The organism is Thiohalophilus thiocyanatoxydans (assembly GCF_004366735.1).
GTDB lineage: Bacteria > Pseudomonadota > Gammaproteobacteria > UBA6429 > Thiohalophilaceae > Thiohalophilus > Thiohalophilus thiocyanatoxydans.
Genome location: NZ_SOQX01000001.1, coordinates 1 through 18,170, shown reverse-complemented (window position 1 = coordinate 18,170; position 18,170 = coordinate 1). Strand labels below are relative to the sequence as shown.

General features: G+C 47.8%; 18 protein-coding genes, 1 tRNA gene and 1 pseudogene. 18 read left to right on the top strand and 2 right to left on the bottom strand.

The annotated features are described in order from the left end of the window. Positions 1 to 28: 28 nt before the first annotated feature. Both EDC23_RS00100 and EDC23_RS00095 read left to right on the top strand, forming a co-directional pair. Complete coding sequence (locus EDC23_RS00100) at positions 29 to 1,165, top strand: carbohydrate porin (protein WP_134080244.1); 1,137 nt, start codon at positions 29 to 31, stop codon at positions 1,163 to 1,165. A 343-nt stretch (positions 1,166 to 1,508) separates the two neighbouring features. Continuing rightward, complete coding sequence (locus EDC23_RS00095) at positions 1,509 to 2,705, top strand: alginate export family protein (RefSeq protein ID WP_134080243.1); 1,197 nt, start codon at positions 1,509 to 1,511, stop codon at positions 2,703 to 2,705. Between the two features lie 165 nt (positions 2,706 to 2,870). Here EDC23_RS00095 and cynR read toward each other — a convergent pair whose 3' ends face one another. Further along, complete coding sequence (cynR, locus tag EDC23_RS00090) at positions 2,871 to 3,887, bottom strand: transcriptional regulator CynR (RefSeq protein WP_208321231.1); 1,017 nt, start codon at positions 3,885 to 3,887, stop codon at positions 2,871 to 2,873. Between the two features lie 317 nt (positions 3,888 to 4,204). Here cynR and EDC23_RS00085 point away from each other — a divergent pair, with 317 nt between their 5' ends. From EDC23_RS00085 to EDC23_RS00015, 15 genes and pseudogenes are all read left to right on the top strand, one after another. After that, positions 4,205 to 4,858 (top strand): HupE/UreJ family protein, encoded by a 654-nt coding sequence (locus tag EDC23_RS00085; protein ID WP_134080242.1) that lies wholly within the window; start codon positions 4,205 to 4,207, stop codon positions 4,856 to 4,858. Between the two features lie 120 nt (positions 4,859 to 4,978). Continuing rightward, positions 4,979 to 5,419, top strand: a complete 441-nt coding sequence (gene cynS / locus EDC23_RS00080; protein WP_134080241.1) for a cyanase — start codon at positions 4,979 to 4,981, stop codon at positions 5,417 to 5,419. 74 nt (positions 5,420 to 5,493) lie between these two features. Continuing rightward, on the top strand, positions 5,494 to 6,342 hold the full coding sequence (locus EDC23_RS00075) for a methyltransferase domain-containing protein (protein ID WP_134080240.1): 849 nt from the start codon (positions 5,494 to 5,496) through the stop codon (positions 6,340 to 6,342). 420 nt (positions 6,343 to 6,762) lie between these two features. Further along, positions 6,763 to 7,555: pseudogene (locus EDC23_RS14390) on the top strand (SH3-like domain-containing protein). A gap of 38 nt (positions 7,556 to 7,593) precedes the next feature. Then, positions 7,594 to 8,316, top strand: coding sequence for a thiocyanate hydrolase subunit gamma (gene scnC, locus EDC23_RS00065; RefSeq protein WP_134080239.1), 723 nt, complete (start codon positions 7,594 to 7,596; stop codon positions 8,314 to 8,316). A 19-nt stretch (positions 8,317 to 8,335) separates the two neighbouring features. After that, positions 8,336 to 8,758: a hypothetical protein gene (locus tag EDC23_RS00060; protein WP_208321228.1), complete on the top strand. Its 423-nt coding sequence runs from the start codon at positions 8,336 to 8,338 to the stop codon at positions 8,756 to 8,758. A 147-nt stretch (positions 8,759 to 8,905) separates the two neighbouring features. After that, positions 8,906 to 9,700 carry an ABC transporter ATP-binding protein gene (locus tag EDC23_RS00055; RefSeq protein WP_134080238.1) on the top strand — a complete coding sequence of 265 codons (795 nt, stop codon included), beginning with the start codon at positions 8,906 to 8,908 and terminating at the stop codon, positions 9,698 to 9,700. Positions 9,701 to 9,928: 228 nt separating this feature from the next. Continuing rightward, the gene (locus EDC23_RS00050) at positions 9,929 to 11,143 is read left to right on the top strand and encodes an ABC transporter substrate-binding protein (RefSeq protein ID WP_134081210.1); all 1,215 of its coding nucleotides are present in this window, start codon (positions 9,929 to 9,931) and stop codon (positions 11,141 to 11,143) included. After that, entirely contained in the window at positions 11,140 to 11,964 is an 825-nt protein-coding gene (locus EDC23_RS00045; RefSeq protein WP_243830667.1) for an ABC transporter permease, read from the top strand. Before EDC23_RS00050 ends, EDC23_RS00045 begins: the two co-directional genes overlap by 4 nt. Positions 11,965 to 12,161: 197 nt before the next feature. Further along, positions 12,162 to 13,016 (top strand): ABC transporter permease, encoded by an 855-nt coding sequence (locus EDC23_RS00040; protein ID WP_243830666.1) that lies wholly within the window; start codon positions 12,162 to 12,164, stop codon positions 13,014 to 13,016. A 140-nt stretch (positions 13,017 to 13,156) separates the two neighbouring features. Next, positions 13,157 to 13,546, top strand: coding sequence for a DsrE/DsrF/DrsH-like family protein (locus EDC23_RS00035; protein ID WP_134080237.1), 390 nt, complete (start codon positions 13,157 to 13,159; stop codon positions 13,544 to 13,546). Positions 13,547 to 13,583: 37 nt separating this feature from the next. Further along, positions 13,584 to 13,814, top strand: coding sequence for a sulfurtransferase TusA family protein (locus EDC23_RS00030; RefSeq protein WP_134080236.1), 231 nt, complete (start codon positions 13,584 to 13,586; stop codon positions 13,812 to 13,814). Between the two features lie 77 nt (positions 13,815 to 13,891). Continuing rightward, positions 13,892 to 15,025: an NAD(P)/FAD-dependent oxidoreductase gene (locus EDC23_RS00025; RefSeq protein ID WP_134080235.1), complete on the top strand. Its 1,134-nt coding sequence runs from the start codon at positions 13,892 to 13,894 to the stop codon at positions 15,023 to 15,025. A 12-nt stretch (positions 15,026 to 15,037) separates the two neighbouring features. Then, positions 15,038 to 15,469: an SPFH domain-containing protein gene (locus EDC23_RS00020; protein WP_208321227.1), complete on the top strand. Its 432-nt coding sequence runs from the start codon at positions 15,038 to 15,040 to the stop codon at positions 15,467 to 15,469. A 226-nt stretch (positions 15,470 to 15,695) separates the two neighbouring features. Next, entirely contained in the window at positions 15,696 to 16,517 is an 822-nt protein-coding gene (locus EDC23_RS00015) for a TIGR00282 family metallophosphoesterase (RefSeq protein ID WP_134080234.1), read from the top strand. A 482-nt stretch (positions 16,518 to 16,999) separates the two neighbouring features. Here the strand turns inward: EDC23_RS00015 and EDC23_RS00010 are convergent. Next, a tRNA-Arg gene (locus tag EDC23_RS00010) sits at positions 17,000 to 17,076 on the bottom strand. A 390-nt stretch (positions 17,077 to 17,466) separates the two neighbouring features. Between EDC23_RS00010 and EDC23_RS00005 the strand changes: the two genes are divergently transcribed. Beyond that, positions 17,467 to 17,940 carry a c-type cytochrome gene (locus tag EDC23_RS00005; RefSeq protein WP_208321226.1) on the top strand — a complete coding sequence of 158 codons (474 nt, stop codon included), beginning with the start codon at positions 17,467 to 17,469 and terminating at the stop codon, positions 17,938 to 17,940. Positions 17,941 to 18,170: the final 230 nt, after the last annotated feature.

The window sequence follows — 18,170 nt, the reverse complement described above, 5'->3', positions numbered from 1 at the left end:
CCTGAAATTCGGGTCGGGGGAAGGGGAAATGCACACTTTATGGACAAGAATTAAAATTACTTTATTTATCAGTGTTGTGTGTCCAATTGTCTGGGCTGATGAGCCGCAAATCCGTCACGGTGTGCTACTCGAAAGAGAGGGAGATATTCAGGTTCAGGGCGGGTTGACTGCCACATATCAGAATGCCAATGACAAACGCATCGAAGAAGAAGGTCTGGTTTCGGTCGATCTGGTCGCGGAGCTACCTGTGGGAAACGGGATAGTGACGACTTATGCTGAAGCAAACCTGAGCCCAAGGACTAATGGTATAAGTAACGAAATTCCGGAAGCAAATGGTGATGCGGGAACAGCTCTTGATCGAGATGGTAAAGGTCGACTTCAGATCTCTGAAGTGCATTATTCCCGGAGTTTTGGTGATAATTCTTTGACAATTGGTTTGCTGGATCCCGATTGTCGCCTGGACTCCAGCAGAGTGGCAAATGACGAGACGCGCCAGTTTCTCTCGACTCCTTTTGTCAATAATCCGACTATTGCCTTTCCGGATTACTCTCTGGGTGCGTGTATGCATATTGAGCGGACAAGCGGCCGACCTGGTATGAATTTGTTGCTTACCAGCTCTCATGGGCTCGCGGATAATCCGGATGTCTCCTATTCGGAGTTGTTTGATATAGGTGCAAGTGGCAAAGGCGTTTTTATCGGTACGGAACTGTATTGGCAGAAAGCGCGAAATATATGGCGAGTCGGACTATGGCAAAGTACGGCAGACACGTCATATATCGATGGTTCAGGGCAGGTAGATGATAATTATGGGATCTACATGAGTAGCGATCATAAACTCTATCAGTACCAGTTGAATATTCGACTTGGTATGGCAAACAGTGATGTTTCTGAGGTAAGTGATTTTATCGGGTTGGCGCTGGAGACTGATGTGACTGGTCATACACTTGGCGCTGCGTTGGCCAGAACAGGAGTGTCAAAAAAGATCCAGGCGAAAATGAACAACCGGTACCAATCCGAGCTCTATCTTCGTTATGCGTTTAGCGACGGAATACAGTTAACGCCCTCATTACAATGGATAAAACACAGCAAATTTGATACAGGTGATGAGGAGCGTGATGAGGATATGCTGGTTTTCAGTTTTCGCGTCAGCTATCTATTTCAGTAAGTTATTAAATACTATCTATAGTTTGTGCCTATAACCTTCATCGGAATTTAGTCTTGGTAAATCGTCAGCGTTTTGGACATAGTGCATCTGGCAAAAGGTATCGGCATGAAAAATTCTACGTGAGTAGATGTGGATGGTCTGATGTCGTGCGTTTGATGACTTGATAAGTTACCAAAAAACAGTACGTTAGTAGCTATCATTATGCTTTATGCGTGAGAGTCGAAGTATTTTCGACCTGAAAATAATGTTGTGTTGGTCGTATGGGGTTTGCTGTTAAACGTAGTGATAGGGAAATTGATTCTCCGAAATATGCTGATAGCAAAACACAAAACAGGAGATACGCATGAAAAAGATATCGTTGACGATATTGGCTGCAATGGCGAGTTATGACGTCGCTCTGGCGGCTGATAGTCTTACTGAGGCATTGACAAGCGGGAAGTCAAGTGTAGATATGCGTTTGAGGTATGAGGCAGTTGACCAGGATAATACGCTCAAAGATGCCTCGGCTTTAACCTTGCTTACACGATTAGGTTATAGCACTGCGGATTACAAGGGATTTTCAGCCACGTTGGGCATGGAAGATATCCGGATTGTGGGAGAGGATGACTATTCTGTTCCACTGACCGATTTTAATAGTGGGACTTACTCACCGATTCTCGATCCCGAGGTTACCGAGGTTGATCAGGGCTTTGTAAAATATGCTTCGGGTACAACAGCAGTCAAATACGGGCGGCAGGCCATTACTTTTGATAATGAACGTTTCATAGGCGCGGTTGGTTGGCGCCAGGACAGGCAAACGTACGACGCGCTGAGTTTGAGCTTTTCTCCGGTTGATGATCTGCTAGTTAACTATGCCTATGTAACAAAGCGGAATCGAATATTTGCAGAGGTCAAGGATATTGACGCCAAGGATAATCTTTTTAACGCCTCCTATAAAACTCCAATAGGAAACCTGAGCGGTTATGCGTATCTTCTCGAGCAGGATAATGATACGGATAATTCCCATGACACATATGGGCTGCGACTGGTAGGTTCTACAGGTGATGACAATAAATACCTTTACACTCTGGAATACGCTACACAGGAGTCCAAGGATAGTGGTAATGAAAACGACGCCGATTATGCACTTCTGGAAGGTGGTATGGTGTTCAGTGGAATGACTGCAAAAGTTGGTTATGAGCTTCTTGGATCGGATAGCAGTAATTATGGTTTCTCCACACCGTTGGCGACTGTTCATGCATTCAATGGCTGGTCAGATCAGTTTTTGTCAACTCCCGATCAGGGTTTAGCAGACCTTTATGTCTCACTGGGTGGGAAATTCGGCGGGGGTAAGTGGCTTGCTGTTTACCACGATTTCAGTGCGGATGATTCGACCTCAACGATTGATGATCTTGGCGACGAAATTAATCTGCTGTATGCGAAGAAATTTCATAAGATTTATACAGCAGGCATCAAGTATGCTTCTTATTCCGCCGGGGATGCTGCGGCTGGAAAAGTGGATACAGACAAGATGTGGATATGGGGAAGTATGAATTTCTGATGCCGTGTTAAACAGTTATCGGGTGTAAGTATCTAAAAGTGAAAGCTGTAGTGGGTCCTCCCATTTGAGTCGGAACAAATATTTGAAGGGGTATTTGTTCGCGACTCTTTTTTTTGCAAAGAGAAAAGCCAAAAAAAGATCCGCTCGAGGTGTATTGATACTTTCTCAGGCTTCCTCGTGCCATGCCTCATCGGTCTCCATCTTTGACTCATCAGTTGCGCAAGAGTCGGTCAAGGGGCAGGGTCGGATTCTGTGTCGTGGTTTGATTTGACACCTGGCCGCTGACCATTCGGCCGCCAGTTCTTCAAAGGCCTGGCATGCCGGACTTTTATTCATGTCTTTGCGGTTAATCAGGCTTATTGTGTGATGTGGAAGCTCTGGCAATATGGCAATTGACTCAAGCCCATGTTGATGGCAGGCGATAGTATCGGGAAGTATGGTGGCGATGTTGCCTAATCGAATCATTTCAATAATGACGCTAAGAGAAGTCGCTTCGACAGCAATGTGCGGTGTGATGCCATGTTCAAGACAGTATTGATCAATATGTGACCGAACAGCATAGTTGGTATTGAACAATACAAGGGGTTCCTGTTCCAGGGCGTGTTTGCTCAAGGGACCTTTTTTACCGGCGAGAGGATGGTGCTTGCCGAAGGTTATGCTGAGTGTTTCGTTAAACAGAGTCTGACTGTCAGTTATTCCGGGATAGCCCTCTGTTGTAAGCGTGCTGCTGAAGGCAATGCCGATATCAACATGGTCACCAACGAGAGCGTCTTTCATGTCGTTTTGAGGCATTTCTATTGTGTTGACGGTGATTCCGGGATAGCGGGCATGGAATTGAACCAGTAGCGGAATAGCCAGATAGTCTGTAATCGGTGTCATGGCTATACGCAGATGTCCGCGACTCAGATCCTTGAGTTCATGAATTGCTCGCTTTGCTTCATCAAGCTCTTTTAGAGCACGTCGGGCATGGTGCAAATAAACCTCACCAGCTGGAGTCAGCTTGACATGGCGGCCTGTACGGTCGAGTAACTGTATGTTGAGCAAATCCTCAAGCTGCTTGATTTGTTGTGAGAGTGAGGGCTGTGAGACATACAGCGCTTCAGCAGCACGCGTAAAACTCTGGTGTTCCGCGACGGCGAGCAGATAGTGAACAGAACGTGGAAAGATGCTGTTACGAGCCATAGCCAACTCCTATAGGGCCCATCGGAATTTAATCTTGGAAAACTATAATCGCATCGTACATAGTTTATTTCAACAAAAGCTGACTTCCTGCTGAATCATGCAGTATGCATTGTACTTAGTGTGAGTCTGGTCAGTTGCTGGAAGTTATGACTAGATAATTATATTAGAAGATATTTATACATAGGCCCTGGAAGAGTAATCAGGCCATGGCAGGTTACAGGCCAGGACAAGTTTTTAAATATCTATTTACGCGAATAGTCGAGTACGGCTACGTACCAGCCGGATAACAAAAGTAGTTAACAGTGAGGGTAATTGATATGAGTACCGTAAACACTTTTCAGAACAACTCCTTGCGCGGGAAACTCGCCGTAATTGGTGCATTTCTGCTAACCGTGTCATCACCGGCCTTCGCGCATCACCCGATGGGGGGAATGACGCCAGAGACATTTGGGCAAGGGCTCATGTCAGGTCTGGGCCACCCCATTATCGGTCTTGATCATTTCGCATTTCTCGTAATTGCCATACTTCTGGCCTGTGCACTGAAAGGGTCAGCCCGTTACCTGGTGCCGATTGCATTTATCGGGGCAACTATTGGCGGCACAGTGCTGCATCTGGGTGCGGCAAATATCCCCATGGCAGAAACCCTGATTGCTCTGACTGTCGTTATCGGAGGCGTGCTGGCAGTAACCCGCCATTATCTCGGGGCAATCGTGCTGAGCTCGGTTTTTGTCCTGAGCGGTGTATTGCATGGCTACGCCTATGGTGAAGCCATCGTCGGTGCAGAAACAACGCCTCTACTGGCTTATCTGGCAGGTTTCGCGGCAATTCAGTACGCACTGATAGCCGGCGGAGTATATGGGCTTGAAAAAATCGCAGCACATTCTGAAAAAGTACGTGGCATTGTGGCGCGGGTTGGCAGTGTTGCGGCATTTTTGACTGGTGGCCTGTTTTTTGTCCAGAGCCTGACATAACAAGTTCTGTCATTCATATAGATTAGACCAGGGAGAAAAGCTCTCCCTGGTTTGGTAATTAAAGGCTGGTGACAGAACAATATTGTGATTCAAGGGATCGAACAAGTAACAGGATACGTCATGAAGAAAGAAGAAATGAAAGAAGCAATATTGAAAGCTAAATATGACAAAGGACTCAAGTGGGATTCGCTTGCAGAAGCAGCAGGATTGTCGCCCGAGTTTACATGTTCCGCCTGCCTTGGTATGAACCATCTTGAAAAAAAGAGTGCTGACGCGGTAGCCACATTGCTTGATCTGGGTGAGGATGTCTCAATTGCACTGCAAAAATATCCACTTAAGACATGGAGTCAGGTTGTGCCTACAGATCCGGTAATTTATCGCTGGTACGAGATCGTCGGAGTGTATGGCGAGACTATCAAGGAAATAATCAGTGACAAGTTCGGTGACGGGATTATGAGCGCGATTGATTTTTCAATGAACATTGAAAAGCAGGAGGACCCAAATGGGGATCGTGTTGTAGTAACTCTGAACGGCAAATTCCTTCCCTATAAATCATGGTGAGGAATCCTGGCGTAAGTTGTTGTTATAAATAAGACAAATTATGGACTATTTGAAGACCACAAGAGGATTTACCATTGGCCGATCCACATCGCTTTGTTAATGAACTTGATGAGGAAGCCCATCAACGGCTTATAGGTCGACTTGAAAGTCGCGCACAAGTACCGATATTTTCAGAGCTGTTTGATAAATACGTAGATCAAATAGACATTAAATCTTCAGACAAAATCCTGGAAGTGGGTTGCGGAACAGGTGTTATTCTAAGAAGTCTTTCCAGGCGCCCGGAATTCACAGGCACTGCTTTCGGTGTCGATCAATGTCCTTCATTTATTTCTGCTGCGAATAAATTTGCCCAGGATGAAGGAACGGATGGCCGAACAAGCTTCCAGGTTGGGGACGTCCATAACCTCATTTTTGATTCCGGCGAATTTGATATCGTTATCGCGCATACCGTGATAAGCCATGTAACGGACCCGGTAGAAGTTCTCGCTGAAATGGCGCGAGTCGTCCGTCCGGGAGGTATGGTGGCAATATTTGATGGGGATTATGCATCACTGACTTATGCATGTCCGGATCACAGCCTTGGTCAGAAAATGGATAATGCGCTGGCATCAACCACCTTTAATAATCCGAAAATTATGCGTGATTTACCTCGTCTATTGCCAGAAATGGGGCTGGAGTTGACGAATGCCTGGGGTGATGCGGTTGTTGAAATTGGTGATGGAAGTTATTTCAGGACGTTTGCTGAAACTTATGCGCCTTATGTAAAACGCGCGGGACTGTTTTCAGAACAGGCAGTGGATATCTGGCTAGGCGAGCAATACAGGGCAATGGAGAACGGGACCTTTTTTGCTGCGTGTAATTATTATACCTATCTGTTACGCAGGACTGCAGTAGTGTACCAGACGCCAATGGCAGACAAATAACAGGTTATAAACATCATTTGTCATGATCAATGAAGTAATTGAATATTGGTAAAGTAACGGGTAGATGGTGACAAGCCAATACTCAGCACAGTGTTTCTGGACATACAAACGACTGTTTCAAGTATTTATCAGGAAGCATTTAATCTTTAGGCCGCGGGTACTTATAAAATCGCATTGTCAGGACCTATAGGCCTCATCAGGATTTAGTCTTGGAAATGGAATTCCCGATGGGCCATAGTAAAACTGTCATTAAGACAGAGTACTGCTCCAGATGAGCAGTAGGGCAGTACAAAAAATTATTGGAGACAATCAGACGGAGTATGGTGGTCTTCCAGGATAATAATGTTGCTATATAAGAATATATTTATATAGAGCCAACGCAAGTTGAATTGCTGAATAGCTACAGAGGAGTCAGAAACAATGTCATCGTCTACCAGAGAAGAAGTTCTCCGACACATCAGTACTGTCGGTCTTATGCAGCCAGCATTACACAAGCAAACGCATGCCCCGTCACCGGATGAAATCGACCATACGCTTTGGCGTGCATATATACGCACCCCGCATGATGTGGGTGGTGAGCCGGACGTGCCGATTGTGTGGGAAGAGAAAGAAGAAGAACAGTGGGAGCTGAATACATTCGCAACCTGTGAATGTCTTGCCTGGCGCGGCGTATGGACTGCCGAAGAGCGACGCCGCAAGCAGAATGTTGATGTTGGTCAGACGCAGTATCTGGGGTTGCCATATTACGGGCGGTGGTTGCTGACAGCAGCAAGAATTCTGATCGATAAGCAGTACTGTACGCTGCCCGAACTTGTAGACAAAATTGAAGAGGTGAAAAAGCGCAATGGCTAAACCTGTTTACGATAGAGAACATCACGCCAAAATGGCGACCGGTATCGGCGACCCGCAATGTTTTAAAGGCATGGCCGGAAAGCCGAAATTCAATGTAGGCGATCGCGTACGAATCAAGGATCTGCCGGACATTTTCTATACGCGTACTATGACGTATACGCGCGGGGCGGTAGGCACTGTCACCGAGCTGGTATATGAGAGTCCGGCTGCTGAGGATGAGGCATTTGGTAACGAGGACAATCCTGTCTGGTTTTACAGTGTCGCATTCAAGCAAAAAGAACTCTGGCCTGAGTACAGTGATACGTATGAAAACGACACGTTAGAGACCGAGTTTCCCGAACGCTACCTCGAGTCGGCTTAACGTTTCAAGCGGACATTATTGAATAAGAGGAATTAAAGATGTCAGATCACGATCATAAACACGACCATGGTCACAAAGCAGCACCGATGGTTGAAGAAGTTAGCGATTTTGAGATACTCGAAGCAGCGGTTCGTGAGCTCTCTATTGAGAAAGGACTGTTCTCTGCTGAAGACCACCGAGTCTGGACTGAATATGTCCACACTCTCGGACCGCTGCCTGCTGCGCGCCTGGTTGCCAAAGCCTGGCTTGATCCCGAGTATAAAAAGCTGTGTGAGGAAGATGGGGTTGAAGCAAGCAAGGCAGTAGGTGTTGACTGGGTAACCAGCCCGCCGACCCAGTTCGGTACGCCAAGTGACTATTGTAATCTTCGCGTCCTGGTGGACACGCCGACACTCAAGCATGTAGTCGTGTGTACCCTGTGTTCATGCTATCCGCGTCCGATTCTTGGCCAGTCACCCGAGTGGTATCGTACCCCGAACTACCGTCGTCGACTTGTCCGTTGGCCACGTCAAGTTCTCGCCGAATTTGGATTGCAATTGCCTCCGGAAGTCCAGGTCAGAGTTGCTGATTCCAATCAAAAAACCCGTTATATCGTCATGCCGGTTCGGCCTGAAGGTACAGAAGGCTGGACAGAAGATCAGCTCGCAGAGATTGTGACACGTGACTGTCTGATTGGTGTGGCAGTACCAAAACCGGGTATCACATCCAATGCAAAACGGCCGATTCGCAAAGCAATTAATCCCGTGCAGCATGACCATTAATGAAAGCTAGGAGTGAGCCATGAACGCATCGATGAAAGACGGTAACAGTAATCAAAAAGATTACGTTGTTGATACGACGCCTATTCCACTTCTGCAGGAAATTTTGTCCAGAGGGAAGGTGTGGGAAGATTTGTCGACGCAATATGGAGTAACTAATCCGGATCCGCCGTGGAAGATTACCCTCGAAACAACCTGTGATCTTCTCGCCGCCGATTCGTGTGTCAAGCCATATGAGGAAGTCGATACTGACACCTGTGCATTACCATCCCTCGAGCGTCGTACAGAGGAAGATGAGTTGTCGGAAACGATTTACGAAGATGTCCCTTTTCCTGAACGGCAATTGCTGGCTCTGGCTCACTCAATGATTAAGCGTGGATTGCTGGAGGAAAATGAGCTTGCTGGTCGCATGGCAGAGCTTGAAAAACGATTTAAAAGCGCATGATTAGACAAGTGTCAGTTGGAGTCTTCAGTAAAGTAATGCAATGAGGTTATGTGTGCTACCTGAGAACCCGCCCAGGATGGATGTGAATTGATTAACGCTATGTACCCTGGTGGTGATGGCAATAACGATTAGTCAGAGGTTAAGTAGATGTCGATACGTGGAACAGAGATCAAAATTGAGGGGCTTACGCATCGTTACAATGCCAAGAGTCCATTAACCTTTAACAAGATTGATCTGGTGTCTCCTCCCGGGGAAGTACTGGCAATCATAGGCCGCTCAGGCTGTGGAAAATCCACCCTTCTGCATATTCTGGCTGGTGTCCTTAAGCCAACAGAGGGAAAAGCACTATTGAATGGCGAGTCCGTGGAGTCACCTTCACCGAGGTGGGTAATGATGTTTCAGGCCCCACACCTGTTCCCCTGGATGACGGTCAGGGAAAATGTCGGAGTTGGCTTGACATTCGCGCGCTGGTCAAAAAATGAAATAAAGAAACGTGTTGATGAAGCAATCGAACTTGTAGAACTAAAGCCGCATGTTGACTCCAATGTACAGGACCTATCTGGTGGACAGCAGCAACGTGTCGCACTTGCCAGGTCGCTGGTTATGGAACCGGAGCTACTGTTGCTGGATGAACCGTTTTCAGCACTTGATGCGTTCACGCGAGCGTCTCTTCAGAAAGATGTCCGTGCTATTGCCAAAAGACTGGGGTTCAATATTGTATTTGTCACTCACGACATCGATGAGGCTATTATCATGGCGGATCGCGCGGTGATTATGGCTGGTTCTCCGGGAAATATTGTTCATAAACTTGATGTAGATCTTCCGGATCCAAGAGAGCGCCAGGACCCTTCAGTACAGGAATTGCGTTCACGTCTGATGACAACATTCGAACAGGCTGCTTACTCTAAAGAGGAGGCTCCTGCGGCTGCATCTGGCCAATAAATATATTTGAGTGATTTAACGGTAAAGCCAAGTTGAGAGAGGCGAGCTGTAGTACCTACAACACAAAATGCGTAAGCATTATTTAGGAGACAGACAATGGCTAAGAAACGACCAGAACACCGAAGTGGTAATAAAATTGTCGGAAAACCGCTCGATTATAAAAAGCATGGTGACGGCATCGACGATCCCAACCTTAAACTGGACTATGACCCGCGATTTAGTAACGGTATGGGTATGGGGATCAGTCGGCGTAACCTCGTGAAAGCAGGTGCGGCCGTGGCCGGTCTTGGTAGTATGGGTGCGATGTCGTCGCTGTTAGCGCAGGAGAAACTTGCGACAAAAGTCTTCGACCCCGTGGTACGAATCGGTTATATCCCGATTACAGATGCCGCTGCATTGCTCGCAGCCCATGAGCTGGGCTATTTCAAGGATGAAGGTCTTGACTCAGTCAGGCCGACACTAATTCGTGGCTGGTCACCCCTGGTCGAAGCGTTTGCGTCTCATCGGTTCAATCTGACGCATTTGCTTGCCCCCATCCCGATCTGGATGCGCTACAACAACAATTATCCAGTCAAAGTTACCGCCTGGGATCATACCAATGGCTCGGCCATGGTTGTTCATAAGAATAGCGGTATCAAATCTCCCAAAGATATGGGCGGAAAGCAATTCGCTATGCCGTACTGGTATTCGATGCACAACATTGTCTCGCAAATGCTGCTGAAAGAGCATGGCATCAAACCGGTAATACGCCCGCAGAATGCCGAGCTTGCTGAGGATGAATGTAACTTCCTGGTATTAAACCCGCCTGATATGCCGCCGGCTCTCGCGTCACGCCAAATCGATGGTTACTGTGTAGCTGAACCGTTCTGTGCCATGGGTGAGCTCAGGGCTCGGGGCGAAATACTGCGCTTCAACGGTGACATCTGGAAAAATCATCCCTGCTGTGTTGTGGCCATGCATGAAGAGGATGCGATGGACCCGGAGAGGGCGGAATGGTCGCAAAAAGTGCATAACGCCATCGTTCGCGCACAGCTGTATCTGGGCGATAATCGAAAAGAAATGGCGCAAATCTTTTCAAAAGATGGCAAGAAATATATGCCATTTCCGGCCGAAGTTATCGAGCGTGCAATGATGTTCTATGACCCGGCTTACTACAAGAACCCGCACGCAATCCAGAATCTGGATTGGGAACAAGATCGGATTAATTTCACAGGGTGGCCTTATCCGTCTGCCACACGTCGCATAGTCAGTGAGTTGAAACAGACTATTGTTACCGGCGAGACAGGTTTCTTAGAAGGTCTGACTGGAGAGCATGTTAGCAATGATCTGTTCCAGTATGACTACATTAAATCCGCACTGGAAAAGTATCCGCAGTGGAAAGATGGACTGGGCTATGCAGAAGGTGAAGATCCCTTCGTAAGGGAGGAGGTAATTAAGGTATGAATGTGCCTGCTAAGCCAGCAACCATAACCAGTGGGGGGGTTATCGGATTCTTCAGGAATCCGATGGTTGCCCGGCTTGGTTGGGCTATTTCGGGGCTCGGTATTCTGGCCGCTCTCTGGCTCGTGTTTGGCTACTATATTGAACAGAATCCTGATACCCGCACGTTTTCCAAGTTTGGATTGATACCAACCTTGAAGGCGTTCCCTGAACTGTTGGAAATCGGAAAGTTGCAAACTGCAGTAGCAGTAAGTATGCACCGATTGAGCGAAGGCTTGCTCATCGCAGTGATAGTGGGAATACCGCTTGGTATCCTTGTGGGAAGAAAAAAGCGCTTTCGTGAACTGACCAACTCTCCATTCCAGTTCATTCGTATGGTCAGCCCATTGTCATGGATGCCTATTGTTGTCTATGTGTTTTCTGAATGGCATGGATCGATCGTATTTCTCCTCGCAATAGCAGCGGTGTGGCCGGTCATGTTCTCGACTGCAGCAGGCCTGGCCAAGGTGGATCCGGCATGGTTTATGGTTGCTCGTAATTTGGGGGCCAGACCGATGCACATGCTAACCCGAATAATCATCCCGGCGATAACATTTGATATTCTGTCAGGTTTGCGTCTTGCGCTTGGTGTAGCCTGGATTGTTCTCATTCCTGCCGAATATCTTGGTGTAACGACGGGCCTCGGTTATTCAATACAGGATTCACGCGAAACCTTGTCATATGATCATCTGACAGCCATTGTCGTAACCATTGGCGTCATTGGGTACACGCTTGACACTCTGTTAGTCGTACTGATTAGACGCTTTAGCTGGCATCGCGGTTAAGTCAGGCTGTGACTGTTAAAGATAAACAGAGTCGGAACAGTACTGGATCGTGCAGGCTGAATGGGTTCCTGAACAAGTGTGCCACGGGGCACAGAATTAAAGCAGGACAAACAAATGAATAGTATGCATAAAATCAAACACGGAATTAACCTTATGGAGCTACCTCTGTGGGCTGTTAAAATGAAGGTGGGTGTTTAATGAATGCTGTCGTATCTGATGAAGTAAAGAAAAGAAGTGCCGGAAACTATGTGTTTGGGCCTCAAATGTACTACTTGCTCAAATGCACTATGTGTGGAGCAGGTAATTTCGTTGTCGGCCTGGGGGTGCTGTTTGCCATATGGTGGGCAACGGTCTATGTGATAACTCAGAATCCTGAGTATGCACATTATGCCAATTTTGGGCTTATCCCGGCATTTGAGGCAATGCCTGATTTGTGGGTTCGAGGAACAATCCCCGATGCGCTTATGAACAGCATGTATCGACTGGGGATGGGGCTTATGTATGCGATTGCCATTGGTGTACCTGTTGGTATCGTGATTGGCCGTATTGTATGGGCCAAGAAGCTGACCAATGTGCCGTTCCAGTTTATAAGAATGATAAGCCCTCTATCCTGGGAACCAATCGCGGTGGTTGCTTTTGCGACATGGAATGATGCGATTATCTTTCTGGTTACTATTGCAGCTGTGTGGCCTATTGTGTATGCAACGGCCGCCGGCCTTGAAAAAGTCGATCCTAATTGGTTCAAGGTTGCACGTAATCTTGGCGCGAATCCATGGCATATTCTCAAAACGATTATAATGCCTGCAATAGCTTTTGATGTTTTGACCGGTATACGACTTGCCCTGGGTGTTGCCTGGATTGTTATTGTTCCAGCTGAATTTCTTGGCGTTACCTCAGGTTTCGGTTACGCAATTCAGGATGCCCGTGAGGGGATGACTTACGATAACCTTATGGCAATGATTCTTGTTATCGGGGCTGTGGGTTATATTCTGGATAGTATCTGCGTGATGCTTATCAAGAAGTTCTCATGGGTCAAGGAATCCAAGGAGTAGAAGACAAATATTATGTCCAGCGTACATAAACTATTACCGTGTGAATGATGTGGATTTGGGTCTCAAGCGATTTGTGTCAGGTTTAGTCGCAGGCTTGGGATTGAATCAATTCTGAAATAAGGATGCGAGGTAAGGCTGTTATGCCACAAAAGATAAGTATCATATGTACGACAGGAACGCGTGAGAAGCTGCAAATGGCGGCTATGATCGCGTCTGTCGCTGCGTCTACCGGAGAGGATGTGTCCGTATTTTTGTCAATGAACGCTTTGACCTTTTTTGTTAAAGGCCGAAGCGAGGATGCATCTGTCGAAGGTGAGCTCGGCGAGCTGATGGACCAGAAAGGTGTTCCACCTTTCAAACAGCTGTTTCAACAAGCTGTCGAGTTGGGTGATGCAAGGTTATTGCCCTGTTCAATGGCTATGGACTTGATGAAAATTTCGCAGGATGATCTGGATTCAGAAGTCGGGCCTGCAACGGGACTAACTCGCTACCTTAGTGATGCCGAGGGCGGTCAGGTATTTACGTTCTGATCGAAAACGCAATGAAATACGAATGGAGAAGTATGTAATGAGTGATATCAAGACTATAGATGCGCGTGACACTTTTTGCCCTGGGCCACTCATGGAGCTTATAACATATATGAAACAGGCTGATGTCGGTGACGTTCTCGAGCTTTTGTCTACTGATGAAGGCTCTGGTGCTGATGTGCCGGAATGGGTAACCAAGGTCGGTCACGAGCTATTAAGTAATGAGCAAATAGACGGTGTCTGGCATATCAAGATCCGCAAAACAAAATAGAACATTTTTTTGGTTTGCGGTGCGATGGGTCGATCCTGTTGATGCCAATCAGGGTCTGAATTCGATAGGAGAATGAAATGAGAATATTAATAGTCGGTGGTGGCACCGGCGGGACTATACTGGCCAATAATCTGGCGCGACGCTTATCCGCCGAAATTCGTTCCCGAAAAGTTCATATTACGATGCTGTCCGACTCCGATAAGCATATGTACCAGCCCGGGCTTTTATATGTCGCATTTGGCCAAATGACACCCGATCAGCTTTATCGCGATCAGAAAAGTCTTTTGGAACAGTCTGTCGATTTCCATGTTGATCCCGCTGTTGAATTTCAGATAGATAAAGAGCGAGTCGTGACCAAAAGCGGAGAGACTTACGATTACGATATTCTCGTTATCGCCACAGGATCGAGAATTGTTCCGGAACAAATTCCAGGTATGACAGAAGGTGCGGAGACATTCTATACAGAAGAATCGGCGCTAAAGATGTTCAGGAAATTACGATCAATTGAGGAAGGAACAGTTGCCGTTGTGGTCGGCGTTCCTCACAAGTGCCCGATTGCTCCGGTCGAGTTGATTTTTTCACTTCATGACTACTTCAAGGCCAGAGGGGTTCGTGACAAGATAAATATAAAATACCATTATCCCATTGGAAGAATTCATACTATTGAAAATGTCGCAAAATGGGCAAAGCCCGAGTTCGATAGAATGGGTATTGAGTACGAGACATTGTTCAATGTCAAGGAAGTGGATAGTGAAAACAACATTGTCAGAAGCGAGGAAGGCACCGAAACAGCTTACGATATGCTTATCGCAATCCCCCCTCACAGTGGAATGGAAGTAATAGAAAAGAGCAATCTTGGTGCTGGCGGCTGGATTCCAACTGATCGGCATCAACTAACCATGAATGGTCACGACAACGTCTATGTGCTAGGGGATACAACGAATCTTCCTGTCAGCAAAACGGGTTCAGCTGCGCATTTTGAAGCCGAGGTTGTTGCTGAGAATATTGCATCAATCATCAAGATTGGTACTCCAGTCAGGGATTATGACGGCAAGGTGTACTGCTTTATTGAGACCGGTCATGACAGCGCAACCCATGCGATGTTCGATTACAAGAACCCGCCTGATCTTAAACCTTCATCAAGGCCCATGCATTGGTTCAAAATGGCGTATAACCAAATGTACTGGACCAGTGTGCGCGGACTACTTTAAGGATTCTTCGTTATGACAACAGAAGCTGAAAGCCGGATCAATGAAATAACTGACGACGAGCTCAAGGGGTTGGTCGAAATCGCAAACCTCGTTAGCGCTGCTAGAGATGCGATGTCTGATGAAATTGTGACCCGAATTGCCGGTACGATGAGTGAAGGTCTGAATTTACTTGATCGTCTGACTCGTAATGAAGGCTTGATGCGATTGCTTCAGGTCCTTGACAAACCTGATAGTCAGTACCTGCTGATTGCTTTGTCAGAGGCAATTCATTCCGCCAGTCAGGATGTTGCAGCAGCACCGCCGGCAAAAGGTGGCCTGGGCTGCATGTGGCGAGTAGCCCGTGATCCAGGAACTCAGGAAGGCGTTCGCCTGCTTGCCATGATTGGGAAATATATGAGCCAGAGCTTGCGCGATCAACATCGCCATGGTAATGAAATTCTGTAAGTACATGGGATACTCCAATCCGAGATTGAGGGTATTTTAAATCCTGATAATCTCGCCCAGTCCATATGACTGATTGGGTCGGGTAGATTTTGAATCGAAAATTTGACAAATCATCATGGATTTGATTATTTCATCGGTTAACAATAAATAAATGCAATGCATCTCCATGATTTGACTGCAAGGTAAATAAGGCAACCTTTCACAGTTTAACCCAGGACCACCTTGCATGTATGTGCTTTTTATTGGTGATATTGTCGGAAAACCGGGGCTTCGTGCGATAGCTTCGGTTTTGCCGTTCTTGCGGGATCAATACGATGTTGAGCTGATCATTGCTAATGCGGAGAATATCTCCGATGGGAAAGGTGTTACGCGTTCAGATGCCACGGCGTTATTCGATCTTGGTATTGACGTTCTGACTAACGGGAACCATGCCTGGGATAAGAAGGAGGTTTTCGACTATATTAAAACAGAGCCCAGGCTGTTGCGCCCGCATAACTACCCTGTCGCTTCACCCGGATCCGGCTGGTATATTTTTACAACCCGAAAGGGTCAAAAGATCGGTATTCTGAATCTTCTTGGTAATATTTTTATGCCTTCCGGACTTGATTGCCCCTTTGCCGTCGCCGATCGGGTCCTGGCCGAGAAAACCGACGATATTAGTGCTGTTATTGTGGATATGCATGCCGAGGCGGCCAGCGAGAAAATCGCAATGGGCTGGCATCTCGACGGCAAGGTTTCTGCGGTGGTCGGAACACATACACATGTGCCTACCGCGGACGAGTGCATTTTGCCGAACGGAACGGGCTATATCACGGATGTTGGTATGAGCGGGTGCTATGATTCGATTGTCGGGCTTGACACTGAGAAGATGCTCCGCTGTCTGATTGAAAAAAAATCGGAACAAATGGCGGTTGCGAGTGGCGAAGGTACGCTATGCGCAGCCATGCTGGACCTGGATGAAACGACAGGGCAATGCCGTGAAATTAAGCGTATTCGGTTTAATGAGTCTGACCGGGGTAATGGATTGAATGCGGTGCATTTGATATAACCCCTATTGCCTTGTTACTGACCATCCATTCTAACTCAGGTATTATAAGTACCGGTTCCCCCTGGCTCTAACTACTGAATCCGTACCTCTATAACGTGCTGTGAATACCACCCTGAAGGTTTCGACTGCACGTCAGTTCCGTGTCGGTATTCGGACACTTACTTAAGTTATATGAAGGAGAGGGGTGATTCTTTCATCCGGGCCGACACTGATGGGCCGAACCTGTTTCACAGGTTCTTATTCTGCGGTCGTAAAGCAAAAAGCCCATGCTAGCTAGCATGGGCTTTTAATTATTTGGCGCGCCGACAGGATTGACTCGGGCCATCCCTGGCCCTCGCCCTGCGGACAACGCTTCGCGTTGCCCAAATTTGTTCCAGACAAATTTGTCGAACCTTATTTGACCTGCGGTCACAGGTTCGAAATTCTGGTGTTGGGCCGAAAATGCAAAAGGGCCTTCACAAGGAAGACCCTTTTGCATTTTATGGCGCGCCCGACAGGATTCGAACCTGTGACCTTCGGTGTCGGAGACCGATACTCTATCCAGCTGAGCTACGGGCGCGTTATTCGGTATTGTAACGTAATGCAGGCGTGTTGTGTTCGACAGGATTTCGCCTGGCCACCTGGCGGTCTACTTCCGGATGCTGGAAACTCGGTGGTAGTGTCGATTTTTTGACCGTGACCTTCGGGCCGACCGCGGCCCTGTGCGAGTGCATGCGACGGGTATTCAGGCGACGGCCGTGTGAACAGTATACCCCAGTAAAATTATCGGTTTTGTGGGCCGGGACAGCGCGTAGCTTACCGCTCCTGCCCTGTTTCGTCCACACGGGAATGCGCCACCGTTCGGGCGGTGGTGGCGTCGGCGGATTCCTATTATAATAGGCGTTGTATTGACAGGGTCGGGCGTTTTCCGCCGCCGGGCCGAATTGGGCTAAACGTAGAGGGGAGCAGCGTGGATCAAAAAGACACGGACTTTATGAAGGTATTTGTGGCGATTCTTATCGGTTTGCTGGTGTTCATGGTGCTGGCGATCATCGGCGCCAACGCCATCAGTGGCAAGGATTCGGTCGATGCCCAGCAGGATCCCAGGGTTCAGGCAGCGGTCGAAGAGCGGATTGCGCCCATCGGCGAGGTGAACACGGCGGAAGTCAAGCAAGAAGAAGCAGCAGGAGGCAGCGGCGGGGGTGCTGACGGCCAGTCAGTCTATAACTCGGCCTGTATGGCTTGCCACGGTACGGGAGCGGCCGGCGCACCGGTACTGGGTGACAAAGGTGCCTGGGAAGATCGCATCGCCAAGGGTAACGATACCCTGTTCGACCACGCCATCAACGGCTTCAAGGGTATGCCGCCCAAAGGCGGTAACGCCGGCCTGAGCGACGAGGAAGTCAAGGCCGCCGTGGAATACATGGTCGGCGAAAGCCAATAGGCCTCCGGCCCCCCCTTTGGGGAGTGACGAGGGACGAGTCACGAGGGCCGAGGAAACAAAAGCAAAAGCCGGGCAAATGCCCGGCTTTTCTTTTGGCGGATATTTTCAGTTGTTATATTTTTGCTAGCACCTAGGTGTGATCTCTCAGTAGGTTGTTCATCCGGCACCTACCCGGACAATTGGCGGTGCAAACCCAAACCAACCGCCAGGAGGCCCGGATGAACACCCAT